The sequence below is a fragment of the Streptomyces sp. S.PB5 genome (assembly GCF_030403745.1).
In the GTDB taxonomy this organism is placed as follows: domain Bacteria; phylum Actinomycetota; class Actinomycetes; order Streptomycetales; family Streptomycetaceae; genus Streptomyces.
Genome location: NZ_JAQMWP010000014.1, coordinates 89,388 through 114,852 on the forward strand (window position 1 = coordinate 89,388; position 25,465 = coordinate 114,852).

The 25,465-nt window shown below is 71.0% G+C and carries 27 protein-coding genes; 14 read left to right on the forward strand and 13 right to left on the reverse strand.

Annotated features, from left to right (window positions below; all coding sequences use genetic code 11):
• Both PH203_RS32450 and PH203_RS32455 read right to left on the reverse strand, forming a co-directional pair.
• The gene (locus tag PH203_RS32450; protein WP_289924516.1) at positions 1-852 is read right to left on the reverse strand and encodes a transglutaminase-like domain-containing protein; all 852 of its coding nucleotides are present in this window, start codon (positions 850-852) and stop codon (positions 1-3) included.
• Between the two features lie 17 nt (positions 853-869).
• Entirely contained in the window at positions 870-1,907 is a 1,038-nt protein-coding gene (locus tag PH203_RS32455) for a GNAT family N-acetyltransferase (RefSeq protein ID WP_289924517.1), read from the reverse strand.
• Between the two features lie 140 nt (positions 1,908-2,047).
• Between PH203_RS32455 and fdxA the strand changes: the two genes are divergently transcribed.
• On the forward strand, positions 2,048-2,368 hold the full coding sequence (gene fdxA, locus PH203_RS32460; protein ID WP_019058397.1) for a ferredoxin: 321 nt from the start codon (positions 2,048-2,050) through the stop codon (positions 2,366-2,368).
• Positions 2,369-2,506: 138 nt separating this feature from the next.
• Positions 2,507-3,601 carry a bifunctional succinyldiaminopimelate transaminase/glutamate-prephenate aminotransferase gene (locus PH203_RS32465; RefSeq protein ID WP_289924519.1) on the forward strand — a complete coding sequence of 365 codons (1,095 nt, stop codon included), beginning with the start codon at positions 2,507-2,509 and terminating at the stop codon, positions 3,599-3,601.
• 108 nt (positions 3,602-3,709) lie between these two features.
• On the opposite strand, the gene PH203_RS32470 is transcribed toward PH203_RS32465, so the two are convergent.
• Positions 3,710-4,156 carry an ATP-binding protein gene (locus PH203_RS32470; RefSeq protein ID WP_289924520.1) on the reverse strand — a complete coding sequence of 149 codons (447 nt, stop codon included), beginning with the start codon at positions 4,154-4,156 and terminating at the stop codon, positions 3,710-3,712.
• 309 nt (positions 4,157-4,465) lie between these two features.
• Complete coding sequence (locus tag PH203_RS32475; protein WP_289924521.1) at positions 4,466-5,443, reverse strand: heavy metal transporter; 978 nt, start codon at positions 5,441-5,443, stop codon at positions 4,466-4,468.
• A 96-nt stretch (positions 5,444-5,539) separates the two neighbouring features.
• Between PH203_RS32475 and dapE the strand changes: the two genes are divergently transcribed.
• Both dapE and PH203_RS32485 read left to right on the forward strand, forming a co-directional pair.
• Positions 5,540-6,619: a succinyl-diaminopimelate desuccinylase gene (gene dapE, locus PH203_RS32480; protein WP_289924523.1), complete on the forward strand. Its 1,080-nt coding sequence runs from the start codon at positions 5,540-5,542 to the stop codon at positions 6,617-6,619.
• Positions 6,620-6,717: 98 nt separating this feature from the next.
• Positions 6,718-7,476: a TIGR00730 family Rossman fold protein gene (locus PH203_RS32485; RefSeq protein WP_289924524.1), complete on the forward strand. Its 759-nt coding sequence runs from the start codon at positions 6,718-6,720 to the stop codon at positions 7,474-7,476.
• 165 nt (positions 7,477-7,641) lie between these two features.
• Here the strand turns inward: PH203_RS32485 and folP are convergent, their stop codons facing one another.
• On the reverse strand, positions 7,642-8,502 hold the full coding sequence (gene folP / locus PH203_RS32490; RefSeq protein WP_289924525.1) for a dihydropteroate synthase: 861 nt from the start codon (positions 8,500-8,502) through the stop codon (positions 7,642-7,644).
• Positions 8,503-8,676: 174 nt separating this feature from the next.
• Between folP and PH203_RS32495 the strand changes: the two genes are divergently transcribed.
• Both PH203_RS32495 and PH203_RS32500 read left to right on the forward strand, forming a co-directional pair.
• Complete coding sequence (locus PH203_RS32495; protein ID WP_289924939.1) at positions 8,677-9,036, forward strand: DivIVA domain-containing protein; 360 nt, start codon at positions 8,677-8,679, stop codon at positions 9,034-9,036.
• Complete coding sequence (locus PH203_RS32500; protein WP_289924526.1) at positions 9,033-9,614, forward strand: DNA-3-methyladenine glycosylase I; 582 nt, start codon at positions 9,033-9,035, stop codon at positions 9,612-9,614. The genes PH203_RS32495 and PH203_RS32500 overlap by 4 nt, the downstream gene beginning before the upstream one ends.
• 3 nt (positions 9,615-9,617) lie before the next feature.
• Here PH203_RS32500 and PH203_RS32505 read toward each other — a convergent pair whose 3' ends face one another.
• Positions 9,618-10,421, reverse strand: a complete 804-nt coding sequence (locus tag PH203_RS32505; RefSeq protein ID WP_289924527.1) for an enoyl-CoA hydratase-related protein — start codon at positions 10,419-10,421, stop codon at positions 9,618-9,620.
• A gap of 362 nt (positions 10,422-10,783) precedes the next feature.
• Between PH203_RS32505 and PH203_RS32510 the strand changes: the two genes are divergently transcribed.
• The gene (locus PH203_RS32510; protein ID WP_003966491.1) at positions 10,784-10,951 is read left to right on the forward strand and encodes a DUF3117 domain-containing protein; all 168 of its coding nucleotides are present in this window, start codon (positions 10,784-10,786) and stop codon (positions 10,949-10,951) included.
• 81 nt (positions 10,952-11,032) lie between these two features.
• On the opposite strand, the gene PH203_RS32515 is transcribed toward PH203_RS32510, so the two are convergent.
• Positions 11,033-11,665, reverse strand: coding sequence for an O-methyltransferase (locus PH203_RS32515; protein ID WP_289924940.1), 633 nt, complete (start codon positions 11,663-11,665; stop codon positions 11,033-11,035).
• Positions 11,666-11,942: 277 nt separating this feature from the next.
• Here PH203_RS32515 and sigE point away from each other — a divergent pair, with 277 nt between their 5' ends.
• The 5 genes from sigE to PH203_RS32540 all read left to right on the forward strand — a co-directional run bounded on the left by sigE (position 11,943) and on the right by PH203_RS32540 (position 17,273).
• Positions 11,943-12,641 carry an RNA polymerase sigma factor SigE gene (gene sigE, locus PH203_RS32520; protein ID WP_289924942.1) on the forward strand — a complete coding sequence of 233 codons (699 nt, stop codon included), beginning with the start codon at positions 11,943-11,945 and terminating at the stop codon, positions 12,639-12,641.
• Complete coding sequence (locus tag PH203_RS32525) at positions 12,638-13,576, forward strand: zf-HC2 domain-containing protein (RefSeq protein WP_289924669.1); 939 nt, start codon at positions 12,638-12,640, stop codon at positions 13,574-13,576. Before sigE ends, PH203_RS32525 begins: the two co-directional genes overlap by 4 nt.
• A 156-nt stretch (positions 13,577-13,732) precedes the next feature.
• Positions 13,733-15,772: a trypsin-like peptidase domain-containing protein gene (locus PH203_RS32530; protein ID WP_289924670.1), complete on the forward strand. Its 2,040-nt coding sequence runs from the start codon at positions 13,733-13,735 to the stop codon at positions 15,770-15,772.
• A gap of 204 nt (positions 15,773-15,976) precedes the next feature.
• The gene (locus PH203_RS32535) at positions 15,977-16,414 is read left to right on the forward strand and encodes a sec-independent translocase (RefSeq protein ID WP_289924671.1); all 438 of its coding nucleotides are present in this window, start codon (positions 15,977-15,979) and stop codon (positions 16,412-16,414) included.
• Positions 16,415-16,616: 202 nt separating this feature from the next.
• The gene (locus PH203_RS32540) at positions 16,617-17,273 is read left to right on the forward strand and encodes a hypothetical protein (RefSeq protein ID WP_289924672.1); all 657 of its coding nucleotides are present in this window, start codon (positions 16,617-16,619) and stop codon (positions 17,271-17,273) included.
• A 79-nt stretch (positions 17,274-17,352) separates the two neighbouring features.
• Here PH203_RS32540 and PH203_RS32545 read toward each other — a convergent pair whose 3' ends face one another.
• Genes PH203_RS32545 through PH203_RS32555 form a run of 3 tightly spaced genes read right to left on the reverse strand, consistent with a single transcriptional unit; the run spans position 17,353 to position 20,426 of the window.
• On the reverse strand, positions 17,353-18,486 hold the full coding sequence (locus PH203_RS32545) for an Mrp/NBP35 family ATP-binding protein (RefSeq protein ID WP_289924673.1): 1,134 nt from the start codon (positions 18,484-18,486) through the stop codon (positions 17,353-17,355).
• A gap of 43 nt (positions 18,487-18,529) precedes the next feature.
• On the reverse strand, positions 18,530-19,150 hold the full coding sequence (locus PH203_RS32550) for a DUF1003 domain-containing protein (RefSeq protein WP_289924674.1): 621 nt from the start codon (positions 19,148-19,150) through the stop codon (positions 18,530-18,532).
• Entirely contained in the window at positions 19,140-20,426 is a 1,287-nt protein-coding gene (locus PH203_RS32555; protein WP_289924675.1) for a CBS domain-containing protein, read from the reverse strand. The genes PH203_RS32550 and PH203_RS32555 overlap by 11 nt, the downstream gene beginning before the upstream one ends.
• Before the next feature lie 205 nt (positions 20,427-20,631).
• On the opposite strand from PH203_RS32555, the gene PH203_RS32560 reads away from it, so the two are divergent.
• Positions 20,632-21,390, forward strand: coding sequence for a hypothetical protein (locus PH203_RS32560; RefSeq protein WP_289924677.1), 759 nt, complete (start codon positions 20,632-20,634; stop codon positions 21,388-21,390).
• Here the strand turns inward: PH203_RS32560 and PH203_RS32565 are convergent, their stop codons facing one another.
• Together PH203_RS32565 and PH203_RS32570 are read right to left on the reverse strand one after the other, a co-directional pair.
• Positions 21,391-21,903, reverse strand: coding sequence for a hypothetical protein (locus PH203_RS32565; RefSeq protein WP_289924679.1), 513 nt, complete (start codon positions 21,901-21,903; stop codon positions 21,391-21,393).
• A gap of 37 nt (positions 21,904-21,940) precedes the next feature.
• The gene (locus PH203_RS32570; RefSeq protein WP_289924681.1) at positions 21,941-23,059 is read right to left on the reverse strand and encodes a magnesium and cobalt transport protein CorA; all 1,119 of its coding nucleotides are present in this window, start codon (positions 23,057-23,059) and stop codon (positions 21,941-21,943) included.
• Between the two features lie 522 nt (positions 23,060-23,581).
• Here PH203_RS32570 and PH203_RS32575 point away from each other — a divergent pair.
• Positions 23,582-24,178, forward strand: a complete 597-nt coding sequence (locus tag PH203_RS32575) for a suppressor of fused domain protein (RefSeq protein ID WP_289924682.1) — start codon at positions 23,582-23,584, stop codon at positions 24,176-24,178.
• A 41-nt stretch (positions 24,179-24,219) separates the two neighbouring features.
• Here the strand turns inward: PH203_RS32575 and PH203_RS32580 are convergent, their stop codons facing one another.
• Positions 24,220-25,443 (reverse strand): MFS transporter, encoded by a 1,224-nt coding sequence (locus PH203_RS32580; protein ID WP_289924684.1) that lies wholly within the window; start codon positions 25,441-25,443, stop codon positions 24,220-24,222.
• Positions 25,444-25,465 lie beyond the last annotated feature (22 nt).

The window sequence follows — 25,465 nt, forward strand, 5'->3', positions numbered from 1 at the left end:
TCAGTTCAACATCGCCCGCGCGGAAAGGGCCTGCCGCCGGACGCGAGCCGCAGCGGACTCGTCCACGGCCTCCACCACATCCGCGTACGCGTCCAACTCGGTCGCCCCGGTGAGGAAATCCCCCCGCTGCACGAGCAACTGGGCCCGCTCATAACGCAGCCGCGCCGGATGCGAGGGCAGCAGCAGCGACAACTCCACCGCCCACAACGCCACATCCGACCGCTCCGGCCGGGCCGCCGCCCAGGCCCGGATGTTGTTCAGGATCCGCAGCACCACCTCAAGAGGCTCCGCGGGCACCAGCATCGACGGCTGCAACGGCGCCCCCGTCGCCCCCGCCACCAGCAACTCCGCGTCGGACCCGGTCAACACCCGCCCGCCGTCGAAGGGATCGGCCAGCACCTGCTCCTCCTCGGGCCCGAAGCCGACCACGAAATGCCCCGGCAACGCGACCCCGTACACATGCGCCCCCGCCCGCCGTGCCACCTCCATCCACACCACCGACAGCAGGATCGGCAGCCCCCGCCGCCGCTGCAGAACCGAGTGCAGCAACGACGACTCGAGGCGCTGATAGTCCGCGGCGGAGCCACGGAACCCGCACCGCTCCCCGAGCAGCTCCCGCAGCGACACCGCCCAGGACCGCGGCCCACCGGGCCGGAACGGCAACCGCCCCGCCAGCCCGTCGAGTTCGATCTGCGCCGCGTCCATGCCCGCCTCGTCCAGCGATCCGTCCGCCGCCGCGCCCACCAGCAGACACAGCAACGACAGATCGGGCCGCTCGGAGCGCACCTCGTCGGCGAACCGCCGGCGCAGTTCGGCGGACCGTTCCGGGGGCGGGGGGTATGGGGGACGCATAGCTGCCTCGTGCCCTCTCACGGAGATCCGTACCGGCCGGCGCCGGGACCCGCGGGCTCCCGGTAGTGGTGGTGGGCGTGATGCGCGGCGAAGCCCATCCCGGCGTACAGCGCCCGAGCCCCCGCGTTGTCGTTCTCGACCTGGAGCCAAGCCGCCGACGCCCCTTCGTCGAGCGCCCGCCGGGCCAGCGCGGCCATCACCGTGGTGGCCAGCCCGCGCCGCCGCTGCCCGGGGTCCACCTCGACCGCGGAGAACCCGGCCCACCGCCCGTCCACGACACACCGCCCGATGGCGGCGGGAGCGGCGCCCTCCGAGGCCCCCGGCACGGTCGCGAACCACACCGACGGCCCGCTCCCCAGCACCTTCAGCGCCACCTCGCTCACCCCCTTGCGCTGATACCGCGCAAGCCAGGCGTCGTCCGCCTCCCTGGACATCACGACCCCGCCGCTTTCGGCCTCCTCGCCCCGGTCCGCGACCGCCGCCAGCCCTCCGATCCACATCTCGGCGGTCACCTCACGCACCCACCCCCGCCGCTCCAGCTCCGCGCACAGCAGCTCCTGCGTGCCCTCGGCGCCGGTCGAGGTCTGGATGTACGCGGGGAGCCCACGGTCGCCGTACCAGCGCCGTACGGCGTCCAGGGCTCCGTCCAGCGGCATGCCCGGGTCGCCGATCGGGAGCACCGAGTTGGCCCGGCGGGTGAATCCGGCCGCGGCCCTCAGCTCCCACTCGCCGAGCCGTTCGCTCTCCACCGGCCGCCAGGCCCTGCTGGAGACGTGCGCGAGTTCCTCGTACGAGGCGGCGGGGCCCCTGCGGCGGGCCGGTGCCGCCGGTACGACCTTGCCCGCGACCAGCGAGGATTCCAGGATCCGGACACTCTCGCCGCTCTTGCGTGTGATCAGCAGCACACCGTCGTCCCAGGATGTGAGAACACCCACCGTGTCGGTGAACTTCTCTCCCGGTCCTCCACCTTCGTTCAAGTGCCGTACGGAGACTCGTTTACACACGTCAGCAGCGGTGATGCGGACCTCAAGACGCCCTGTCGCAGAGATTTCCACAGGTCAGTTCACCTCTCCTGTTCGGATCATGGCCAAGAACGGAGATACTAGGGGCGGGCATCGACGACGCCGCGCTCCCGCGCGCCAGGCGGCGGAGCCTGTGGAGGCCCGCCAGCGCCCTATCGAGGAGGAACGACAGCGTGACCTACGTCATCGCGCAGCCTTGTGTCGACGTCAAGGACAAGGCGTGCATCGAGGAGTGCCCGGTCGACTGCATCTACGAGGGCTCCCGGTCCTTGTACATCCACCCGGACGAATGCGTCGACTGCGGCGCCTGTGAACCGGTCTGCCCGGTCGAGGCGATCTTCTACGAGGACGACACTCCGGAGGAGTGGAAGGACTACTACAAGGCGAACGTCGAGTTCTTCGACGAGCTCGGCTCGCCCGGCGGTGCCAGCAAGCTGGGCCTGATCGAGCGCGATCACCCCTTCGTCGCCGCGCTGCCGCCGCAGAACCAGTAAGAGCGGCCGCACAGACGCGCCGCCTCGGTCCCGTACGGCTCGATCGCCTTGATCGCCGTACGGGGCCGAGGCGTTTGCCGTACCGGCCGTCCGGCCGTACCGGTCGTACCGAAGACCGAAGAAAGTGAGCCAGTAACCGTGTCCGCAGTCTCCGACCGCCTGCCCACCTTCCCCTGGGACAAGCTGGAGCCGTACAAGAAGACGGCGACGGCGCATCCGGACGGCATCGTCGACCTGTCGGTCGGCACCCCGGTGGACCCGGTTCCCGACCTGGTCCAGCAGGCCCTGGTCGCCGCGGCCGACTCGCCCGGCTACCCCACGGTCTGGGGCACCCCGGCCCTGCGTGACGCGATCACCGGCTGGGTCGAGCGCCGCCTGGGCGCCCGCGGGATCACCCACAGGCACGTCCTCCCGATCGTCGGCTCCAAGGAACTCGTCGCCTGGCTCCCGACCCAGCTGGGCCTCGGCCCCGGCGACCGTGTCGCCTACCCGCGCCTGGCCTACCCGACGTACGAGGTGGGCGCCCGCCTGGCCCGCGCGGAGTACGAGGTCTACGACGACCCGACCGAGCTGAACCCCGAGGGCCTGAAGCTCCTCTGGCTGAACTCCCCGTCGAACCCCACGGGCAAGGTCCTGTCGAAGTCCGAACTCACCCGGATCGTCGCCTGGGCCCGCGAGCACGGCGTGCTGATCTTCTCCGACGAGTGCTACCTGGAGCTCGGCTGGGACGCCGACCCGGTCTCGGTGCTCCACCCGGACGTCAACGGCGGCTCGTACGACGGTCTCGTCGCCGTCCACTCCCTCTCGAAGCGCTCCAACCTCGCCGGCTACCGCGCCGCCTTCCTGGCCGGTGACCCCGCGGTCCTGGGCCCCCTGCTGGAGATCCGCAAGCACGGCGGCATGATGACGCCGGCCCCGACCCAGGCGGCGGTGGTGGCGGCCCTCGGCGACGACACCCACGTCCACGAGCAGCGCGCCCGCTACGCGGCCCGCCGCAAGGCCCTCCGCGAGGCCCTGGAGGGCCACGGCTTCCGCATCGAGCACAGCGAGGCCAGCCTCTACCTCTGGGCCACCCGAGGCGAATCCTGCTGGGACACGGTCGCCCACCTGGCCGCCCTCGGCATCCTCGTGGCCCCGGGCGACTTCTACGGCGAGGCGGGCGCGCAGCACGTCCGCGTCGCCTTCACGGCAACGGACGAACGGGTCGAGGCAGCGGTCAAGCGGCTCGCCTGACCTGTGCGTACGGCTGACCTGTGCATACGGCGATGGGGTCCAGGGAGTACTCCCTGGACCCCATCGCCGTATCAGCTTGCCGTGTCAGCTCGCCGTAGCTGCCGAACGTCAGCCGAGCGGCAGGCTCTTCACCGGCAGGGACTCGGTCGGCAGGCCGCCCTTGGTGACGGAGTCCGTGGGAAGGCCGCCCTTCGTGGCGGTGGAGGCGGTGTCGCCGAGGAGGTCGCCGGCGGAGCCCGCCGCGTCACCCGCGGTCTGCTGCGCCGCCGGGGCGGCCTTCTTGGCGACCTTGCCGCCGGTCTTGCCCGCGGTCGGGAGCGCCTTCTTGACCGCGTTGCCACCGGTGTTGCCCGCGAGCCCCGTGGTGTTCTGCGCGGCCCCGTCGACGGTGTTGCCGACGCTCGCCCCGTCCAGGGCGGTCAGCCCGCCGAGGTCGGGCGTGGCGGGCAGTTCGGGGGCCGCACTGGCGGAGCCGGCCGCACCGACCCCGGCTGCCGCTCCCGCAGCGACGAGCAGCGCGGCACGGGCGATCCTGCGGGTCAGGGGGAGGGACATGATGCTCCTTCGACGGTGGAGAACGATGAAGTGTCCGACGGAGTCCGGCAGTTGATCACCGGCCTCGGACGCAGTGACTACCGCTCGAAGCCCACGAAGGTTGCGGACGGCCAACGTAAAGAGTTGGCAATGCGTCGCATTATCGGCTGCGGATAAAAACGGTCAAAGGGTGCCCGGTCGGAAAGTGTGCCGAATCCTTACAGCCCTGTGCCCGCAAGGGTTTTCCGAATACGAGGGTGACCGCGCAAAAACCTGCGCACGCCCTTGCCCGGGCCCGCGGCGCATAACCCCTACGGGTGATCGTCCGTACTACTGAGCAGTCAGGATCCGCACCGAACCGGCGGCGCCCTCCGCCCCGCCGGCCCCCTCGGACGACGTCGTCCGCCACTCGCTCTGGGTGTTCCCGGCGGTCCACTGCCGCCCGGCATACGTCACGCTCTGGAGGTGCAGCGCCGAGGCGTTGGCCACCGCCCAGTGCGCGAGCTGCCAGCCGCGCTCCCGGGTGCTGCGCCCCTTGCCGTCCTTGCTGCCCTTGCCGCCGCTCACCGGCACGGTCACGGTCCGCCCCGACACCGTCGCCTCGGGCGCGGGCGTCGCCGCGGCGGCCCCCACCTCCTTGGCGGTGGTGTCCAGCGCGTCCCCGCCGAAGTCCCGCACGAGCGCCTCGCGCACGCCCTCCGGACCCGCCGCGAGGGTCGCGGCCGGGCGTCCCTCGCAGGTCAGCGTGGCCGCCGAGGTCCCGGTGAGAGCGGCGGCCAGGACGGTGGCGTCCGGCTCGTGCTTGGCGTACGCCTCCGGATAGCCGCTGCGCTGCACACGCTGCGCGGCCACGGTGAGCGGCAGCTTCGTATAGCCGTCGATCTTGACCAGATGCTCGTAGAACGCGCCCGCCGCGTACGTCGGGTCCATGATCTGCTTCTCCGTGCCCCAGCCCTGCGAGGGCCGCTGCTGGAAGAGGCCGAGGGAGTCCCGGTCGCCATGGGTGATGTTGCGCAGCCCCGACTCCTGGAGCGCGGTCGCCAGCGCGATCGCCACCGCCCGCTCGGGCAGCCCGCGCCCGGTGCCCACGGCCGTGATCGCCGCCGCGTTGACCGCCTGCTCGGGCGTGAACTCGTACGCCACCCCGTCGTCCCTGCCCGAGACGACCTTGCAGCCCGGATCCCCGGTGCCTCCGGTGATGTACTGGACCACCAGATATCCGGCGACGGCACACAAAACCACGAAGGCCGCCAGACCACGGAGAAAGCGGCCACGACGACGCTGTTGAGGGCGGGACTGCTCTGGCATCCGTCCAAGGTAGCGGAGGCCCCTGTGGTGGCCGAGCCAGGTGTGGACAGAGGTGTGGACGGAGGGGAGGAGGCCCGGCGCGTTAGGGTCGACGGCATGGCCGATACCCCGCTTGACCTCACGCTGGACGCCGCGCGTCTCACCGCGCAGCTCGTCGACTTCCCCTCCGTCAGCGGCACCGAGAAGCCGCTCGCGGACGCGATCGAGACCGCGCTGCGCGCGCTGCCGCACCTGACGGTCGACCGGTACGGCAACAACGTCGTGGCCCGTACGAACCTCGGCCGTGCGGAGCGGGTCGTCCTCGCCGGCCACATCGACACCGTCCCGATCGCGGACAACGTCCCCTCCCGCCTCGACGAGGACGGCTACCTCTGGGGCTGCGGCACCTGCGACATGAAGTCCGGCGTCGCGGTCCAGCTCCGTATCGCGGCGACCGTCCCGTCCCCCAACCGCGACCTCACCTTCGTCTTCTACGACAACGAGGAGATCGCCGCCGAGTTCAACGGCCTGAAGCATGTCTCCGAGGCCCACCCGGAGTGGCTGGAAGGCGATTTCGCGGTTCTGCTGGAGCCGACGAACGGCCAGGTCGAGGGCGGCTGCCAGGGCACCCTCCGGGTGCTGCTGAAGTTCAAGGGGGAGCGGGCGCACTCCGCGCGCGCGTGGATGGGCTCGAACGCGATCCACGCGGCGGCCCCGGCGCTGGCGAAGCTGGCCGCGTACGTGCCGCGCAAGCCGGTCGTGGACGGCCTGGAGTACCACGAGGGCCTCAACGCGGTCCGTATCGACGGCGGCGTCGCCACCAACGTCATCCCCGACGAGTGCACGGTCACCGTCAACTTCCGCTACGCGCCCGACCGCAGCGAGGAGGAGGCGGAGGCGTTCGTCAGGGACTACTTCTCGGACTGCGGCGTGGACGAGTTCGTGGTCGACGACCACACGGGCGGCGCCCGTCCCGGCCTGAACCACCCGGCCGCGGCGGCCTTCGTCTCGGCGGTCGGCGCCGAGGTCCACCCCAAGTTCGGCTGGACCGACGTGGCCCGCTTCAGCGCGCTCGGCGTACCGGCGGTGAACTACAGCCCCGGCAATCCCCTCCTCGCCCACAAGGTGGACGAGCGCGTGAAGGTGTCGCTGATCCCCGAGGCGGAGGAGCGGCTGAGGTCCTGGCTGACGGCGTGAGTCGAGCCGCGCGCCGGCCGGACATCCGTATGTCCCCCCTCTGTAACCCGCGTAGATCTACGCTGAGGTCGTAACACCCGCAAGTGGAGGGAGCGCACATGGCTACCGGCAACCCTGAGGGTAAGAAGCAGCCACCGTCCGAGCAGCGGCTTGGCCCGGTCCTCCGAAGGCGGGGCCAGGTCACGGCGAGTACCACGGACCAGCGCCTCCTGGACGCGGGCGGTCCCTCCGACTGGGTCCACACCGACCCCTGGCGGGTCCTGCGCATCCAGTCGGAGTTCATCGAAGGCTTCGGCACCCTCGCCGAACTCCCGCCCGCGATCAGTGTGTTCGGCTCCGCCCGGACGCCGGCGGACTCCCCCGAGTACGAGGCGGGGGTCCGCCTGGGCCGCGGCCTGGTGGAGGCCGGGTTCGCGGTCATCACGGGCGGCGGTCCGGGCGCGATGGAGGCGGCGAACAAGGGCGCGTGCGAGGCGAACGGCATCTCGGTCGGCCTCGGCATCGAGCTCCCCTTCGAGCAGGGGCTCAACCCCTACGTCGACATCGGCCTGAACTTCCGCTACTTCTTCGTCCGCAAGATGATGTTCGTGAAGTACGCGCAGGGGTTCGTGGTCCTGCCGGGCGGCCTGGGCACTCTGGACGAGCTCTTCGAGGCCCTGACCCTGGTCCAGACCCAGAAGGTGACCCGCTTCCCGATCGTGCTCTTCGGTACGGCGTACTGGGGCGGCCTGGTGGACTGGATCACGAACACCCTGGTGGCCCAGGGCAAGGCCTCCGAGAAGGACCTGCTGCTGTTCCACGTGACGGACGACGTGGACGAGGCGGTGGCGCTGGTGTCGAAGGAGGCGGGCCGCTAGAAGCCTTTCCTCGTCCTCGAACGCCGGACGGGCTGGATGCGTCTGAGCTGAATCAGCCCCTCCGGCGTTTGAGGAGCGGGGGCCCAGGGGGCAGCGCCCCCTGGGACGGGAACGGGTAGGGGCGGCGGGGGCGGCTGCATCCATCAGCGGCTCCGCCGCGGGGCTCTACGCCAGCCCCCGCCGGGCGACCGCCGGAGGACGATGGCCCGCGATCGACGCCACCATGTCCAGCACCTGCCGCGTCTCCGCCACCTCGTGCACCCGATACACCTGCGCCCCCAGCCACGCCGACACCGCAGTAGTCGCCAAGGTCCCCACCACCCGCTCCTTCACGGGCTTGTCCAGCGTCTCCCCGACAAAGTCCTTGTTGGACAGCGACACCAGCACAGGCCACCCCGTGGCGACCATCTCCCCGAGCCGCCGGGTCGCCTCAAGACTGTGCCGCGTGTTCTTCCCGAAGTCGTGCCCGGGATCGATCAGCACGGACTCCCGGGAAACCCCCAGCGAAACCGCCCGCTCGGCCAGCCCCAGGGTCACCCGCAGAATGTCGGCCATGACGTCGTCGTACGAGACCCGGTGCGGCCGAGTACGAGGCTCCGTGCCCCCGGCATGCGTGCACACCAGCCCCACCCCGTACCGCGCGGCGACTTCCGCGAGCCCCGGATCGACCCCGCCCCACGCGTCGTTCAGCAGATCCGCCCCGGCCTCGCACACGGCCTCCCCTACCGATGCCCGCCAGGTGTCGACGCTGATGACGACATCCGGAAACCGCCGCCGCACCTCCGCCACGAACCCGACCGTCCGCCGGGCCTCTTCCGCCGCGGAGACCTCCTCGCCCGGCCCGGCCTTGACCCCGCCGATGTCGATGATCGCGGCGCCTTCGGCCACGGCCTGCTCCACGCGCGCGAGGGCCGGCTCGTCGCGGAAGGTCGCGCCCTGGTCGTAGAAGGAGTCGGGGGTCCGGTTCACGATCGCCATGATCACCGGCTCGTGCGCCCCGAATTCCCGCCTGCCGAGCCTGAGCATCCCCTGTGACCTCTCGTAGTGCGACCTGGGTGCGGCCGTGAACTCGGCCGCCTGCGACCCTAACTGTCAGACTCGCATGGCACGATCGGACTCTGACACATTCGACTCCGACACATCCGACTCCGACACATCCGACACAGTCGACCGAGCAGGTGGGGACCCTCAGCGATGGTTATGTTCTTGTTCCTGGTCGTCGCGCTCGCCGTCGTGGTCGCCGCGGTGACGCTCGCCGTGGTGGGCGGCGGCGAGACCGGCCCGCTGCCCGAGGCCGCCCCGCAGCGCCTCCAGGACCCCCTGCCGCTGGAGCGCCCGGTCAACCGCGCCGACGTCGAGGCCCTCCGCTTCCCGCTCGCCGCCCGCGGCTACCGCATGTCGGACGTGGACGACGCCCTCAGCCGCCTCGGCGCCGAACTCGCCGAGCGCGACGCCCGTATCGCCGACCTGGAGTCCGCCCTGGCCGGCGCCCAGGCGGTCGCGCACGGCCCGCAGCTCTCCATGGAGAAGCCGGCCCCGGGCGCGGAGGACCAGCAGTGACCGACGGCACCGCCCTCGCCGGCCCGGACGGCGCCCTGCGCTGCCCCTGGGCCCTGTCCACCGAGGACTATGTCGCGTACCACGACGAGGAGTGGGGCCGCCCGGTCCACGGCGACGACGCCCTCTACGAGCGCCTCAGCCTGGAGGCCTTCCAGTCCGGCCTCTCCTGGATCACCATCCTCCGCCGCCGCGAGGGCTTCCGCGCGGCCTTCGCGGGCTTCGAGATCGCCAAGGTGGCCACCTTCACGGACGCCGACCGGGACCGGCTCCTCGTCGACGAGGGCATCATCCGCAACCGGGCCAAGATCGACGCGACGCTCGCCAACGCGCGCGTGCTCGCCGACTGGGCGCCGGGCGACCTCGACGAGCTGATCTGGTCCCACGCCCCGTCGACGCCGGGCCCGGCCCCCAAGGCGCTGGGGGACGTCCCGGCGATCACCCCGGAGTCGACGGCCCTGTCGAAGGCCCTGAAGAAGCGGGGCCTGCGCTTCGTGGGCCCGACGACGGCGTACGCGCTGATGCAGGCGTGCGGCCTGGTGGACGATCACCTGGCCACCTGCGTGGCCAGGCGGAGCTGAGTCTCAGCGCCCCAGATACTTGGGCTTCTCCTTGTTCACGAAGGCCTGCACGGCGATCGCGTGGTCCTCCGACGCCCCCGCGCGGGTCTGCAGCTCGTCCTCCTTCTCCAGCGTCTCGGCCAGTGTGTGGGAGAAGCCGTACGCCACCGCCTCCTTCAGCGCCGCGTACGCCACCGTCGGCCCCTCGGCCAGCGCCCGCGCCACCTTCGTGGCCTCCGCGTGCAGCTCGGCGGCCGGCACCAGCCGGTTCGCGATGCCCAGCTCGTACGCGTCCTGTGCGGAGATGCTCCGCGGGAAGAGCAGCAGATCGGCGGCCCGGCCGGGCCCGACCACCCGGGGCAGCGTCCAGGAGACCCCGGAGTCGGCGGTCAGGGCGACGCCCGCGAACGAGGTGTTGAACGCGGCCGTGTCCGCCACCACCCGGTAGTCCGCGGCCAGCGCGAACCCGAAGCCCGCCCCGGCCGCGACGCCGTTGACGCCCGCCACCACCGGCTTGGGCATGTCGGTCAGCGCGCGGACGATGGGGTTGTAGTGCTCCTTCACCGTGCTCATGGTGTGCCCCGACCCGGACTCCCGGTCGGAGGCGAGGAGCCCGATGTGCTCCTTGAGGTCCTGCCCCACACAGAACGCCCGCTCCCCGGCCGAGGTCAGCAGGACGGCCCGCACGGCGTCGTCCTCGGCCGCCGCCACCACCGCGTCACGCAGCGCGACCTTCGTCGCGATGTTGAGCGCGTTCATCGCCTCGGGCCGGTTGATGGTGATCGTCGCGAGCCCGTCGCTCACCTCGTAGAGCACGGTGTCGGCCATGGGGTGTCCCCTCCTGCGTCCTTGCCGGTTACTTGCGGGTTACGAAGGACAGCATGGCGGAGATCGCCGTCCGGGGACCGGAACGGACGTGTGACCTGCGTCAAAGAATCCCCGGCCGAAATCCGTCGCCGAATCTGTACGCAGCCGCGCAGTATCGCAGTCACATCGCCGAATTGAGTGGTTTTGCTCGCGCGCGTTGCCCAAGCGATGCCGACTGATGTTGGTCATCGGGTCCTGAGATGCGGGATAATGGCTTGGAAGCAATGTGTTCGATGCCGGTGTCGCGTGCCCACGCACGACACGCGTGCCCTCCCAGGGCCGTCGGCTTTGACGATGAGCTGGTTTCAGGAAGGGGAACGAGCATGGCGGCCATGAAGCCGCGGACGGGCGATGGCCCGCTCGAGGTGACCAAGGAGGGGCGGGGCATCGTCATGCGCGTTCCGCTCGAAGGCGGCGGTCGGCTCGTCGTCGAGCTGACCCCTGACGAGGCCGACGCGCTCGGCGACGCCCTCAAGAAGGTCGTCGGCTGACGCGGAAGCGACCATACCCTTTCGACGATCCCGGCACCGCATGCGGTGCCGGGATCGCTGTTTGCCGCCTGTCGCCGGTCTCTATCGCTTGACCGCGCACAGCAGGCCGTCGCCCACCGGCAGCAGCGACGGCACCAGGTCCTGGCTTTCCCGCACCGCGCGCAGCAGCTCGCGCAGCCGCAGCACCTCCGTCGGCTGCGGGCCCGAGTCCACCGTCCGGCCGTGGGCGAAGACGCCCTCGAAGACCACGAGACCCCCCGGACGCAGCAGGCGCAACGATTCAGCGAGATAGTCCAGGAACTCCAGGCGGTCGCCGTCGCAGAAGACGAGGTCGTAGCCGGCGTCGGCGAGACGGGGCAGGACGTCGAGGGCGCGGCCCGGGATGAAACGGGCCCGGTTGCTGGCGAAGCCGGAGGCGCGGAAGGCCTGGCGGGCGAACTGCTGGTGCTCAGGCTCGGGGTCGACCGTGGTCAGCACGCCGTCCGGCCGCATGCCGTGCAGCAGATGGATCCCGGAGACACCGGTGCCGGTGCCGATCTCGGCGACCGCCTTGGCGTCGACGGAGGCCGCAAGCAACCGCAGCGCCGCACCCGTGCCGGGCGACACCGAGCGCAGCCCTGCCTCACGGGCCCGGTCCCGGGCCCAGCGCAGCACTTCGTCCTCGGCGACGTAGGCGTCGGCGAACGCCCAGCTCGTCTGCCGGTTGGCGGTAATGACCCTCTCCTGTCCCCGTGGTTGCCTGGGCGTGACTGTATCCGTTGGGCGCGGGAACCCGCAGATGGGACCAGGCGTTTAGAGGGGTGGAGACGCACCCGGGGGGACACAGTTGGATCACGATGACGAGTGGCTGTCGGAGCGCGAGCTCCACAGATCAAATTCTCGTAAAACCGCTTATCCGGAGCTAACGGGCGAGGTGGCTATGGTAGGGACTCCACTGGACACCACCAGAGCCGACAGGGGAGGTGCGGCCGCGCCTGTGGATCGGGGAGGAGTGCTCCGGCGCTTCCTCGGATCGGCGGGTAGGCCGAAATCCGTGAACGACACCGCTGCTGACCACAGCCACGACGCGTACGCCCAGACCGCGACCTTCTCCACCGACGCGGACGGGCAGGCGTGGACTCCTCCGACGTGGGAGGAGATCGTCAGCACGCACAGCGGCCGCGTCTACCGGCTCGCCTACCGCCTGACGGGCAACCAGCACGACGCCGAGGACCTCACGCAGGAGGTCTTCGTCCGCGTCTTCCGCTCGCTGTCGACCTACACGCCCGGCACCTTCGAGGGCTGGCTGCACCGCATCACCACCAACCTGTTCCTGGACATGGTCCGGCGCAAGCAGCGCATCCGCTTCGACGCCCTCGGCGAGGACGCGGCCGAGCGCCTGCCCAGCCGAGAGCCGTCCCCGCAGCAGGTCTTCAACGACGCGCACTTCGACGCCGACGTCCAGCAGGCCCTCGACACCCTCGCGCCCGAGTTCCGCGCCGCGGTCGTCCTGTGCGACATCGAAGGGCTGTCGTACGAGGAGATCGCCGCGACACTCGGCGTCAAGCTCGGCACGGTCCGGTCCCGTATCCACCGCGGCCGCTCCCAGCTGCGCAAGGCCCTCGCGCACCGCTCACCGGAGGCCCGGAAGGAGCGCCGCTCCTTCGTGCCCCGCGTCGCCGCTCTGGGGGGAGGGGGCGCGACCGCGTGAGTGGATCACGACCCAACCCCGCCGAAGGGCGATTCGCGGAGCAGCACCTGGGAGACCGACTCGCCGCGCTGGTCGACGGCGAGCTCGGTCATGAGACGCGCGAGCGCGTCCTCGCTCACCTTGCCACCTGCGCCAAGTGCAAGGCCGAGGCCGACGCCCAGCGCCGACTGAAGAACGTCTTCGCGGAGGCGGCCCCGCCGCCCCCCTCGGAGAGCTTCCTGGCCCGCCTCCAGGGGCTTCCCGCGGGGGGTGACACGGACGGCGGCTCGCCGTTCGGGGGAGGACTCGGTGACGGTTTCGCGGGAAGACCCGCCACCACCGGAGTCTTCGGCGTGAAGCGCCCCGAGCCCTTCGAGTTCGACTACGTCCCCGCCCGCTCGCACACCTCCGCCCTCACCCCCTCGGGCGGCGGCTTCCGGATCCATGACGTCAGCCGGCACGAGCCCGAGCGATCCGCGTCGCGCGGTATGCGGTTCGCGTTCGTCGTGGGCGGCGCGGTGTCGCTGGCCGCGATCGCGCTGGGCGGTGTCACCACGGGTGCGCCGACCGACGCCGACGCGCGGGGCGGTTCGGGCGGCAGCAATGTGACCCCGGCGCGCACCCAGGCCGGCACGGGTGCGGCGACACCCGACAGCCAGCGCCGCCGTGCGGTGGGCCCCCTGTTCGCCGAGGACGAGTCCCGGCTCGCGGCCTCCCCGGCCGCCCCGACCGAGGTGTCGGCACCGCTGGTGCCCGGGACACAGGTCCACGACGCCACGCTGACCACACCGGTGGTGGCCGGTGCGGCCGCGATGTCCCCGCTGATACGTCCGCTCAGCTCGACCGCGCCGCTCACGCTGACCTCCTGGGCCACGGCCCCGGACCTCACCCCGCCCAGCCTCCTTGCCGCACCCGTCCCCGACGCGACCCCTTCCCCCACCGGCACCACCCGCTGACCGGGCCTCTGCGCGTCTGTCGCCGAACCTGGTTGAATCCAGTCAGAGCCGTACCCGTGCCTGTCCGGCAGATCAGGCCGTGGTTGCAGCAACGTGCCTGACAGGTACAGCTGAGCGGGGCCGACGTGCCGGCCAGGCCCCGGCTGTGGGGAGAGCATGGACGAGGGGAAGCCCACGAAGGCGAAGTGGTGGAACCGCCCGCGCCCGCAAGGCCCTGCGGGGCCGGAAGCGGGAGCGGAGCCCGTGGTGACGCCCGGCGGGGGTGCGGTGTCCGTGCCCGGGACGGTGCCGGGCGACGGCACTCGGGGCGCGGTGGGAGACGCGGCCGCCGATGATGGCGGTGACTTCGAGCTGAGGCGGCCTCAGGACGTTGCGGATGTGACCGGCGTGACCGGCGCGGCCGGAGTCACCGAGCCGGCGGACGCCGGGGGCGATTTCGAGCTGAGGGCGCCGCAGGACGTGGCCGGCGTGGCAGCGGCCGACGAGGCAGCCACGCCCGAGGACCGGGCTCCCGGCGACTCCCACGGCGACTCCCACGGTGACACCGACCCTGCCCGCGACCCCGCCGGCGACACCGCCCCCTCCGACAGCGGCAGCGGCAGCGACGGCGACTTCGAGCTGAGTCTGCCGCTCGCCCGGCCCGCCCCGGACACCGAGGACGCCACGACGGTTCTGCCCGCCGCCCCGTCCACCGAGGAGCGCCCCCGGCCCCTGCACGACCCCGACCCGTACAGCACCCCGCCGTACGGCGAGCCCGGTCCCTGGGCCCCGGCCCCGCCGGTCCAGCACCCGGCGACCACCCCGGCCCACGGCACGCCGACCCACGGCACCCCGGCACCGGCGCCGACTTCGGCGCCCGGCGCCCCCCTGCCCACCCCGCCGTACGGCAGCCACGGTCCGGCACCGATCCCGCCCTCCGGCCCGGGCACCCCCGCCCCCGCCGCACCCCCCTACGCGGACGCGCCCCCGCCCACCGCCAACCCATGGCGGAACTACGACCCCTGGGCCCCCGTCCCCATCCCCTCCACCCCCTCCACGCCCCTCCAGCAGAACGGCGCCGCCGTCCTCACCGAGGGCGGACGCCGTAAGCGGGCCAGGAAGCTGCTCGTCATCGGTGCCGTCGTGCTCGCGCTCGTCTCCGGGGGCGTCGGTGGAGCCGTAGGGGCGTATCTGGAGCGCAACGGCGGGGTGGGGGACGTGGAGCTGCCGCAGGCCGGGGCCGAGCCCGCTGGGCGGGCGCCGGACAGCGTGGCGGGGATCGCGGCCCGCGCCCTGCCCAGTGTCGTCACGCTCCATGTGACCGGCGCCGAGGAGCAGGGCACCGGGACCGGGTTCGTGCTCGACGACCGGGGGCACATCCTCACCAACAATCACGTCGTCGAGCCCGCGGGGGCCGACGGGGACATATCCATCACCTTCCACAGCGGCGACACCGCCAAGGCCACCGTCGTCGGACGGGACAGCGGATACGACCTCGCCGTCGTCAAGGTCACCGGTGTCAGCGGCCTGGAGCCCATGACCCTCGGCAACTCCGACAGCGTCCAGGTCGGTGACCCGGTCGTCGCGATCGGCGCCCCGTACGACCTGGAGGGCACCGTCACCTCCGGGATCATCAGCGCCAAGGAGCGGCCCATCACGGCGGGCGGTGAGAGCGGGGACGGGAGCGACGTGTCGTACGTCGACGCGCTCCAGACCGACGCGCCCATCAACCCCGGCAACTCCGGCGGGCCGCTGCTCGACTCCAAGGGCCGGGTCATCGGCATCAACTCCGCCATCCGCTCCGCCGACAGCGGCTCCGACGAGAGCGGCGGGCAGTCCGGCTCCATCGGGCTCGGTTTCGCCATCCCCATCAACCAGGGCAAGCGCGTCGCGGAGGAGCTGATCAACACCGGCCGGGCGACCCACCCGGTCATCGGCATCACCCTCGACATGGACTACACCGGCGACGGCGCCCGCGTCGGCGCCAAGGGCAACGACGGCGGTCCCGCGGTCAGCGCGGGCGGCCCCGGTGACAAGGCCGGGATCAAGGCGGGTGACGTCATCACCGAGGTCGACGGCCAGCGCGTCCACTCCGGCGACGAACTGATCGTCAAGACCCGCGCCCACCGCCCCGGCGACCGGCTGGAGCTCACCGTGGAGCGCGGCGGCGACGAGCTGACGATCTCCCTGGTCCTCGGGTCCTCGGACGGCGACTGAGCGGACGGACAGCGGCGGACCGATGGACGACCGATTGCGACCGATTGACAGAAACCTCATAGGCGTGCCCGCGAACCCCGCCTTACAAGGCAAACAACCCCCAAAACCGCTCATGCCCGCCCACTCGGAGGGCTCGCGACAGTACCGGTCGTACCGGATCGCCGGGTACCGTGGACCCGGCCCGGACATGGCAAGGAGCTTCAGGTGTTCAATGACATAGGACCGCTCGAGCTGGTGACGCTCGTTGTCCTCGCCGTGCTCGTCTTCGGTCCGGACAAGCTCCCGAAGGTCATCCAGGACGTCATGCGGACGGTCCGGAAGATCCGTGAGTTCTCGGAGAGCGCCAAGCAGGACATCCGGCAGGAACTCGGCCCCGAGTTCAAGGACTTCGAGTTCGAGGACCTGAACCCCAAGACGTTCATCCGCAAGCAGCTGGACAACGACGAGCTGGGGCTCAAGGAGATCCGCAACGGCTTCGACATCAAGAAGGAGATGGCCGAGGTCACGGACGCGGTCCACGGCCGCGACTCGGATTCCTCCTCCTCGCCCTCCGCCGGTTCCTCCGGTGGCCGGATCGACATGACCAAGAAGCCCGAGGACGGCAAGGACGACCGCCCGATCTTCGACGCGGACGCCACCTGACCGTCCTACGTGACGCGTTTCATACGCCACCCGAGCCCGGTACGGCCTGAACCCGCCCGTCGCGCGACCCACGCGACGGGCGGTTTCCGTGCTGGTCCCAGTGGGGTGGCTATGCTGCCGAGTTGTTGTGCGGACCGGACGAGTCGCCCGAAGGGGGGCGGGCCGTTCCCGTCCGACGAGGAACGAGGAGGCGTCCGGGCACATGGAGACGACGAGTCAGGCGGTCGCGCAGGCGCCGGCCGCGGAGGGCGGACAACAGGTCCCCTCCGCGCGGCGCACGGTCGACGGCTACCTGCTGGCGCCCTTCCCGTGGTACGGCCTCGACGAGGCCTTCACGGGTCCGCGCTGGCTGATGCAGGTCGGGACGGCGGCCGACGGTGCCGTCGAGCACGGTTCGATCGGGCACGGCGACGAGCCCTCCGTCCGTAACGAGGCATCCGAGGACAAGGAGAAGTTCGCGGTGGTGGTGACCGTCGCGGCGAAGTCGTCCCGGCGGAGCGCCGACGGCACGGGCCTCCTTGAGGCGACCTCGGTCTCCTCGGCGGCCTGGCTCGCGGGCGTGGGCCTGCTGTCCTTCACCTGGCCCGGCTCGATGGACCACACCCTGCGCGACGACTGGCTGGACCAGCAGACCGAGACCGCGTGGGCGCTGGCCGACGACCTCGACGGCCCCGACTGGTCGACCCTCTCGCTCCCCGTGGACGGCGTCCCGACGTCCTTCCACTACCGCGAGTCCGAGTTCGGCTGGGTCCTCGCGGGGTCCACGCCGGAGGGCGTGCACGTGGGCGCGTACGGCAGAGGCATGAGCGCGTACGGGCTCGGCTTCGCCATGATCAAGGACATCTCGGCCTACGAGTAGCCGCTGCTACGACGACGGGGGCGCCGACTCGTGAAGTCGGCGCCCCCGTCGGCGTAGAAGAAGATCCGTAGCAGAAGATCTAGAACTTGTTCCTCGGGGTGATCCCCAGGGACAGTCCCGCGAGGCCGCGCTGGCGTCCGCCGAGCTTGCCCGCGATCGCGCGCAGGGCCGCGCCCGCCGGGGAGTCCGGGTCGCTCAGGACGACCGGCCTGCCGTCGTCGCCGCCCTGGCGGAGGCGGACGTCGATCGGGATGGAGCCGAGGACCGGGACGGTCGCGCCGGTCGTCTTGGTGAGGCCGTCGGCGACCGTCTGGCCGCCGCCCGTGCCGAAGACGTCGACCATCTCGTCGCAGTGCGGGCAGGGCAGCCCGGACATGTTCTCGACCACGCCGACGATCTTCTGGTGGGTTTGGACGGCGATGGCGCCCGCCCGCTCGGCCACCTCGGCGGCCGCCTGCTGCGGGGTCGTGACGACGAGGATCTCGGCGTTCGGGACCAGCTGGGCCACCGAGATCGCGATGTCACCCGTGCCCGGCGGAAGGTCGAGGAGGAGGACGTCCAGGTCACCCCAGTACACGTCCGCCAGGAATTGCTGGAGCGCGCGGTGGAGCATCGGGCCGCGCCACACCACCGGGGCGTTGCCCGGCGTGAACATGCCGATGGAGATGACCTTCACGCCGTTCGCGGACGGCGGCATGATCATGTTCTCGACCTGGGTGGGACGGCCGTCGGCGCCCAGCATGCGGGGCACGGAGTGGCCGTAGATGTCGGCGTCCACGACGCCCACCTTCAGGCCGTCCGCGGCGAGTGCGGCCGCCAGGTTCACCGTCACCGAGGACTTGCCGACGCCGCCCTTGCCGGAGGCGACCGCGTACACGCGCGTGAGCGAGCCGGGCTTGGCGAAGGGGACCTCGCGCTCGGTCTGGCCGCCGCGCAGGGCCGTCGCCAGCTCCTTGCGCTGCTCGTCGCTCATCACGTCGAGCGTGACGTCGACGCGGGTGACGCCCTCGACGGCCGCGACCGCGTCCGTCACGCGTTGGGTGATCGTCTCGCGCATCGGGCAGCCGGAGACCGTCAGATAGACGGTGACCGCGACCGCTCCGTCCGCGCCGATGTCCACCGACTTGACCATCCCCAGCTCGGTGATGGGCCGGTTGATCTCGGGGTCGTTCACCGTCGCCAGTGCCTCGCGCACCGCGTCTTCGCTAGCCATAAGGACGATGGTACGGCCCGGTAGCGTGCCCCCGGGATGCCCGTCACCGGTCTTCTACGTCACGTCCGGGCGACCGTTCTGCCGGGAATACGCCGTGGCTGTTCCCGTGGCTGTTCCCGTGCCCGCTTGCATGGCCGCTCGCCTGGCCGTCCTGACGCTCCTCCAGCTCCTTCACCAGGTCCTGCAGCTCGGAGCGGATCCAGTCCCGGGTCGCGACCTCGCCGAGGCCGATCCGCAGGGCGGCGATCTCCCGGGTCAGATACTCGGTGTCCGCGATCGACCGCTCGTTCTGCCTGCGGTCCTGTTCGAGGTTGACCTTGTCCCGGTCGTCCTGCCGGTTCTGCGCGAGCAGGATGAGCGGCGCCGCGTAGGAGGCCTGCAGCGACAGCATCAGGGTCAGGAAGATGAACGGGTAGTTGTCGAACCGCAGATCGCCCGGCGCGAAGACGTTCCACAGCACCCACGCGATGATGACGACCGTCATCCAGACGATGAACCGCCCGGTGCCGAGGAACCGCGCGATCCGCTCCGACAGCCGTCCGAAGGCCTCCGGGTCCCACTCGGGCAGCAGCCGCCGCCGGGGCGGGCGCGGCTGGTCGAGCCGGGCACGCGCGCGTGTGGCGGCGGTCGCCCCGGCCGGGGTCCGCTCGCGCTCAGGAGCCATGGCCCACCGCCCCCTGGCCCTCGTCGAGGTGGAACTCCGTCTCCCGCCAGTCCTCCGGCAGCATGTGGTCCAGTACGTCGTCCACGGTCACCGCGCCCAGCAGCGACCCCGAGTCGTCCACGACGGGCGCCGCGACCATGTCGTACGTCGCGAAGAACCCGGCGACGACCGGCAGCGCCGCGTCCGGGTCCAGCGGCTGGAGGTCGTCGTCGATGATCGCGCTGACCAGGGTGTACGGCGGGTCCCGCAGAAGGCGCTGGAAGTGGACCGTGCCGAGGTACTTGCCGGTCGGGGTCTCGTCGGGCGGGCGGCAGACGTAGACCTGGGCGGCGAGGGCGGGGGAGAGGTCGGCGTTGCGCACGCGCGCGAGGGCGTCGGCGACGGTGGCGTCCGGCCGCAGCACGATCGGCTCGGTCGTCATCAGACCGCCGGCGGTGTGCTCCTCGTACGACATCAGGCGCCGCATGTCGGCCGCGTCGGCGGGCTCCATCAGGCTCAGCAGCCGCTCCTGGTCCTGCTCGGGCAGCTCGGAGAGCAGGTCGGCCGCGTCGTCGGGGTCCATGGCCTCCAGGACGTCCGCGGCGCGCTCCTCCTTGAGCTTGCCGAGGATCTCGATCTGGTCGTCCTCCGGGAGCTCTTCGAGGACGTCGGCCAGGCGGTCGTCGTCGAGGGCGGCGGCGACCTCCGCGCGGCGCTTGGGGGAGAGGTGGTGCAGGACGTTCGCGAGGTCGGCGGGGCGCAGCTGCTCGAAGGTGGCGAGGAGGCTCTCGGCGCCCTGTCCGTGCTCCTCCAGGGAGAAGCCGGTGACCGCGGACCACTCGACGGTCAGCGTCTCGCCCTTGGCCCGCCGGAAGGTGCCGCTCTTCCCCTTCCGTACGAAGACCCGGTCGATCTCCCAGTCCCGGCGGGCCGGCAGCTGCTGCACGGACACGTCCAGGACGGTGACCTCCTCGCCGGCCTCGGTGAGCGTCACGCGCCGGTCCAGGAGCTCGCCGAAGACCAGGCGCTCGGTGGGGCGCTGTTCGAAGCGGCGGACGTTGAGGACTCCGGTGGTGATGACCTGGCCGGACTCGATGCTGGTCACCCGGGTCATGGGCAGGAAGATGCGGCGCCGGGTGGACAGTTCGACGACCAGGCCGAGCACCCGCGGCGGCTTGCGGCCGACCCGCAGCATGACGACCACGTCGCGCACGCGCCCCACCTGGTCGCCGTTCGGGTCGAAGACGGCGATGCCGGAGAGGTGCGAGACGAAGATCCTGGGGACACCCCCTGCCATCCCTGCGCCTCCTTGTCCCGTTCCTATGAGTTCCCGTTCCTGTGAATTCCTGCGAATTGCCCGCCAGGGTCGGCTTCAGGCTAGCCCGTCCCGATGCGGTACGCCCTGGTGAGCGGTCCGGACGGACTGGCTCCGCCGGGCCCGCCGGGCGGCGGTACTCTGCGGTACGCCGCTCAAGGACCCCCGTCGGAAAGGCGCCTCACCCGTGACTGCGATTCCCCAGGGCCGCACCCGCCGCATCGGACTGCTGGGCGCGGTCTGCGCCCTGGTCGTGACGGCAACGGGCCTGACGGGGTGCAGCGACGACCCCGACGAGGGCACCAACGGCGTTGGCAAGCTCCCGGCCGACCAGATCCAGGCGAAGACCAAGGCGGCCGCCGAGTCCGCCGACACAGTGCGTCTCTCAGGGAACGTGGTCACCAGCGGGCGCACTTACAAACTCGACATGCGTCTCAAGGACGACGGCGCCAGCGGCTCGGTCACGTCCGAGGGAGCGACCTTCGGGCTGCTGCGCATCGGTGAGCAGCTCTATCTGAAGGCCGACTCGGAGTTCTGGACCCATGAGGACGGCAAGGACTCGGACGACTCCCACACGGACACGGCCGCCGCCGACAAGCTCGACGGCAAGTACGTGAAGGTGCCGCAGGGCGACCCCTCGTACAAGAAGTTCAGCGGCTTCACCGACAAGGACGTCCTGCTGTCCGGCCTGCTGACCCTCCACGGCGAACTGTCCACCGACGGCTACCACGAGCAGTCCGGCACCCGCACCATCCGCATCACCGGCGACGAGGGCTCCGGCGGCAAGCTGGACGTCTCCCTGGAGGGCGTGGCGTATCCGCTGCGCCTGGAACGCGCGGGCGGCGCGGGCACGCTGACCTTCTCGGGCTGGGACGCGTCCTTCACGCTGGAGAAGCCCGGCAAGGACGAGACCGTGGACTACGGCAAGCAGCTGCCGACGTCCTGACTACTTCCGCCCGCGCCGCCTCAGCAGCAGCTTGGGAAGAGCCGCCGGGATCGGCCGGCGGGTCGTGGCCGCCGTCGGCACGGGGGCCTGCGCAAGTGAGCCGTCGGGCAGCGGCAGCGTCGACCCCGTGGGCTCGAGGCGCACCACCCGGCACTCCCGCGCCCAACGCTCCGTCATCGCCTCTCCGTCGGGCGCGTTGAGCCGCTTGCCCTTGAGCTCGGCGACGGCCGCGTCCCACGCCTCCGACGCGGGCGTCAGCTCGACGACCTTCGCCGTCCAGGCCACCAGCCGCCCGCCCTTGTCCTTGCTGCGGACGGTGATCTCGGCACCGCCCCCGTCGGCCAGCCCCGGCAACGGCTGCTCGCCCGGCCCGTCGCCGACCAGACACGCGGCACCCTCGTGCCACACGTGCCACAGCGCCCGGGCGGGACCCTCGGAACCCTTGACCCAGATCAGGCCGGACTTCTTGGTGGCCTCCTCGACGAGGGCCTGGTCGAGCAGCTCGCTTGTCATGCGCCCAGCCTAGCGAGGCGTCCTCACCGGGATCGGGTCACAGCCAGCCGTTGCGCTTCAACGTCCGGTGGATACCGAGGCAGATGACACCCGTGATCATCATGATCACGGGGTAGCCGTACCGCCAGTGCAGCTCGGGCATGTACTCGAAGTTCATGCCGTACACACCACAGACCATCGTCGGTACGGCGATGATGGCCGCCCACGAGGTGATCTTCCGCATGTCCTCGTTCTGTGCGACGGACGCCTGCGCGAGGTTGGCCTGGAGGATCGAGTTGAGGAGCTCGTCGAAGCCGATGACCTGCTCCTGGACGCGCGCGAGGTGGTCGGCGACGTCCCGGAAGTACTTCTGGATGTCCGGGTCGATGAGCCGCATGGGGCGCTCGCTCAGCAGCTGCATGGGCCGCAGGAGCGGCGAGACGGCGCGCTTGAACTCCAGGACCTCACGCTTGAGTTGGTAGATCCGGCCGGCGTCGGTGCCGCGCGGGGTGCCCTTGCGGCCCGGCGAGAACACCTCGGTCTCGACCTCGTCGATGTCGTCCTGCACCGCGTCGGCGACCGCGATGTATCCGTCGACGACGTGGTCGGCGATCGCGTGCAGCACGGCGGAGGGGCCCTTGGCGAGCAGCTCCGGGTCGTCCTGGAGCCGGTGCCGCAGCGCCCTGAGCGAGCCCTGGCCGCCGTGCCGGACGGTGATGAAGAAGTCCCGTCCGGTGAAGCACATGACCTCGCCGGTCTCGACGATCTCGCTGTTGGCGGTGAGTTCGTCGTGCTCGACGTAGTGGATGGTCTTGAAGACGGTGAACAGGGAGTCGTCGTACCGCTCCAGCTTGGGCCGCTGGTGTGCCTGCACCGCGTCCTCGACGGCCAGCGGGTGCAGCCCGAACTCGCTTGCGATACCGGAGAATTCGGCCTCGGTCGGCTCGTGCAGCCCGATCCACACGAAGCCCCCGTCGCGGCGCACCTGGCGCATCGCCTCGTGCGGAGTCAGCGGCTGCGCGGTCTGGAGTCGGGCGCCGTCGCGGTAGATGGCGCAGTCGACGACCGCCGAGGGCGTCCCGGGGGCGCGGGTGGTGTCGTAGTCGGTGCTGCTGCTCTTGCGCAGCGAGACGCGGGAGGGACGGACCACGGCACGCAGGTCGCGGATCATCGACATGGCAGGCTCCTTCGCGACAGGCAACGAAAAGCCGCTTCAACGGGTGGAACTGCCCGGAATGGGGACGTCCTGACAAGGGGTATCTCCCGCCCTCAAGGCAGGGGAAGGATGTTTGGCACGTCCACAAAGCGGGGAGCACCGCACCATTGCGGTGGCGGGTTTCGCTGCTGATACAGATCAAACAGATCAGGCAAAACGAGACGAAGTGCTCTTCCGATGATGAAGACGCGAGCGTGAGAGGCGGCGATCAGCCGAAGGCAGATCAGCTACATCAGTGGATCAGCTACATCAGTGGGCGGAAGAGCGAGTGGTACTGCACGGGTGACTTCGATCCATGACAGCCCCACCTCCTCCGGCCGGTCCCTCGTAAGGGACGATCCATTCCCGCAAGGGAGTCTCACTGGCGTCGGGACTCGATCGCGACGCTTCTGCGTGCTGCCCCGACGACCGGCCAAGAGTATCAGCCGACTGAAGTGTCAAGGCGCTGCTTTGCCCGGTACTGACGAGTTCTATGCTCGCGGCATGGCTGATGTTCTTCCTCTGGTCGAGGCCCGGTTGCGCAACGCACTGGGCGAACCGGACGCGCGCGCCGCCGTCACCTTCCTCGGCACGGACCGCATCGAGGTGCTGCGCTTCCAGGAGAAGTCGGGGGAAGGCGCCATCGCCCGCTATGCCACGCTCGGCATGTCCGCACAGCCCATGGGCGACCCCACCGCGATGCTCGCCGACCCGGTCAAGGGCCCCCGCGCCGAGCTGGTCCTCTCGGTCCGCGCCGGTCTCGCCGACACCGACAAGGTGCTCCGCCCGCTCGCCGTGCTCGCCGCGTCCCCGCAGGTCGAGGGCGTGATCGTGGCCCCCGGCGCCTCCCTCGACGTGGGTGAGCCCCTGTGGCCCGGCGCCCCGTTCACCTCCGTCCTGGTCGCCGAACCCGGTGGCCTGATCGAGGACCTGGAGCTGGACGAGCCCATGGATCCCGTCCACTTCCTGCCCCTGCTCCCCATGACCCCGAACGAGGCCGCCTGGAAGCGCGTCCACGGCGCCCAGGCCCTCCAGGAACGCTGGCTCGCGAACGGGACGGACCTCAGGGATCCGTCCCGGAGATCCGTCCCGCTGGACTGAGACCGAGGTGACCGATCTCACCAACCGGTGGCGGAAAAGCATCAGTTGGCGAAGACGGCCACCCCGTCCTCTGTGGCGTGCTTCGACTCGAGCTGTTCCGCTTCCTGAGTGAGCGCGTTCCGCCGTACGACGACCACGGCCGCGCCGATGACGGCGGTCGCCGCCGCGACGACGAACGGGATGTGGATGTCGGTCCACTCCTCGATCTTCGGCGCGAACCAGGGCGCGGCGGCGGCCGCGAACCAGCGCACGAAGTTGTAGCCGGCGCTCGCCACCGGGCGTGGCGCGTCCGAGACGCCGAGGGCGAGCTCGGTGTAGACGGTGTTGTTCACGCCGATGAAGGCGCCGGACAGGATCGTGCAGACGATCGCCGTGGTGTGGTCGCCGTAACCGAGGACGAGTACGTCGGCGGCGAGCAGGACGAGTGAGCCGCCGAGCACCTTCAGCGAGCCGAACCGGGCCTGGAGGCGCGGCGCCACGATGACCGAGAACACGGCGAGCAGCACACCCCACGCGAAGAAGACGGCACCCGACTTGTACGGGGTCATGTCCAGCACGAACGGCGTGAAGGCCAGCACGGTGAAGAACGTGTAGTTGTAGAAGAACGCCGAGGCGGCGGCGGAGGCGAGGCCGCCGTGGCCGAGGGCCTTGAGGGGGTCGAGGAGCGAGGTCTTCCTCGCCGGCCTGGGCTGCTCCTTCAGGAACACCGTGATGCAGAGGAAGCCGACCGCCATCAGGAAGGCCGTACCGAAGAACGGGTAGCGCCAGCTCGCGTTCCCGAGCAGCGCGCCCAGCAGGGGGCCGCAGGCCATGCCGAGGCCGAGGGCGGACTCGTACAGCAGGATCGCCGCGGCGCTGCCTCCCGCCGCCGCGCCGACGATGACGGCGAGGGCCGTCGAGACGAAGAGGGCGTTGCCGAGGCCCCAGCCGGCGCGGAAGCCGACGAGTTCGGCGACCGAGTCCGACGTACCGGCCAGACCGGCGAAGACGACCACGAACGCCAGGCCGGCCAGCAGGGTCTTGCGGCCGCCGATGCGGCTGGAGACGAAGCCGGTGACCAGCATCGCCACGGCGGTGATCAGGAAGTACGAGGTGAAGAGCAGGGAGACCTGGCCGGCCGTGGCGTTGAGGCCCTGGGCGATGGACGGGAGGATCGGGTCGACCAGTCCGATGCCCATGAAGGCGACGACGGAGGCACCGGCCGTGGCCCAGACCGCCTTGGGCTGTCGCAGGAGGCTGCCCGCTCCCGCGTCGAAGGCGTCCATGGTTTCTCCAATTCCGGCGAGG

Bases quoted from the DNA above. Each gene is read 5' to 3' on its own strand.
- PH203_RS32505 (WP_289924527.1), bottom strand. From the start codon at position 10,421: ATGGCCGACACCGTGCTCTACGAGGTGAGCGACGGGCTCGCGACGATC.
- PH203_RS32485 (WP_289924524.1), top strand. From the start codon at position 6,718: ATGGCTACCGGCAACCCTGAGGGTAAGAAGCAGCCACCGTCCGAGCAG.
- PH203_RS32450 (WP_289924516.1), bottom strand. From the start codon at position 852: ATGCGTCCCCCATACCCCCCGCCCCCGGAACGGTCCGCCGAACTGCGC.
- folP (WP_289924525.1), bottom strand. From the start codon at position 8,502: ATGCTCAGGCTCGGCAGGCGGGAATTCGGGGCGCACGAGCCGGTGATC.
- PH203_RS32475 (WP_289924521.1), bottom strand. From the start codon at position 5,443: ATGCCAGAGCAGTCCCGCCCTCAACAGCGTCGTCGTGGCCGCTTTCTC.
- PH203_RS32575 (WP_289924682.1), top strand. From the start codon at position 23,582: ATGGCTGATGTTCTTCCTCTGGTCGAGGCCCGGTTGCGCAACGCACTG.
- PH203_RS32555 (WP_289924675.1), bottom strand. From the start codon at position 20,426: ATGGCAGGGGGTGTCCCCAGGATCTTCGTCTCGCACCTCTCCGGCATC.
- PH203_RS32565 (WP_289924679.1), bottom strand. From the start codon at position 21,903: ATGACAAGCGAGCTGCTCGACCAGGCCCTCGTCGAGGAGGCCACCAAG.
- PH203_RS32580 (WP_289924684.1), bottom strand. From the start codon at position 25,443: ATGGACGCCTTCGACGCGGGAGCGGGCAGCCTCCTGCGACAGCCCAAG.
- PH203_RS32470 (WP_289924520.1), bottom strand. From the start codon at position 4,156: ATGTCCCTCCCCCTGACCCGCAGGATCGCCCGTGCCGCGCTGCTCGTC.
- PH203_RS32530 (WP_289924670.1), top strand. From the start codon at position 13,733: ATGGACGAGGGGAAGCCCACGAAGGCGAAGTGGTGGAACCGCCCGCGC.
- PH203_RS32545 (WP_289924673.1), bottom strand. From the start codon at position 18,486: ATGGCTAGCGAAGACGCGGTGCGCGAGGCACTGGCGACGGTGAACGAC.
- PH203_RS32495 (WP_289924939.1), top strand. From the start codon at position 8,677: ATGTTCTTGTTCCTGGTCGTCGCGCTCGCCGTCGTGGTCGCCGCGGTG.
- PH203_RS32540 (WP_289924672.1), top strand. From the start codon at position 16,617: ATGGAGACGACGAGTCAGGCGGTCGCGCAGGCGCCGGCCGCGGAGGGC.
- dapE (WP_289924523.1), top strand. From the start codon at position 5,540: ATGGCCGATACCCCGCTTGACCTCACGCTGGACGCCGCGCGTCTCACC.
- PH203_RS32550 (WP_289924674.1), bottom strand. From the start codon at position 19,150: ATGGCTCCTGAGCGCGAGCGGACCCCGGCCGGGGCGACCGCCGCCACA.
- PH203_RS32570 (WP_289924681.1), bottom strand. From the start codon at position 23,059: ATGTCGATGATCCGCGACCTGCGTGCCGTGGTCCGTCCCTCCCGCGTC.
- PH203_RS32510 (WP_003966491.1), top strand. From the start codon at position 10,784: ATGGCGGCCATGAAGCCGCGGACGGGCGATGGCCCGCTCGAGGTGACC.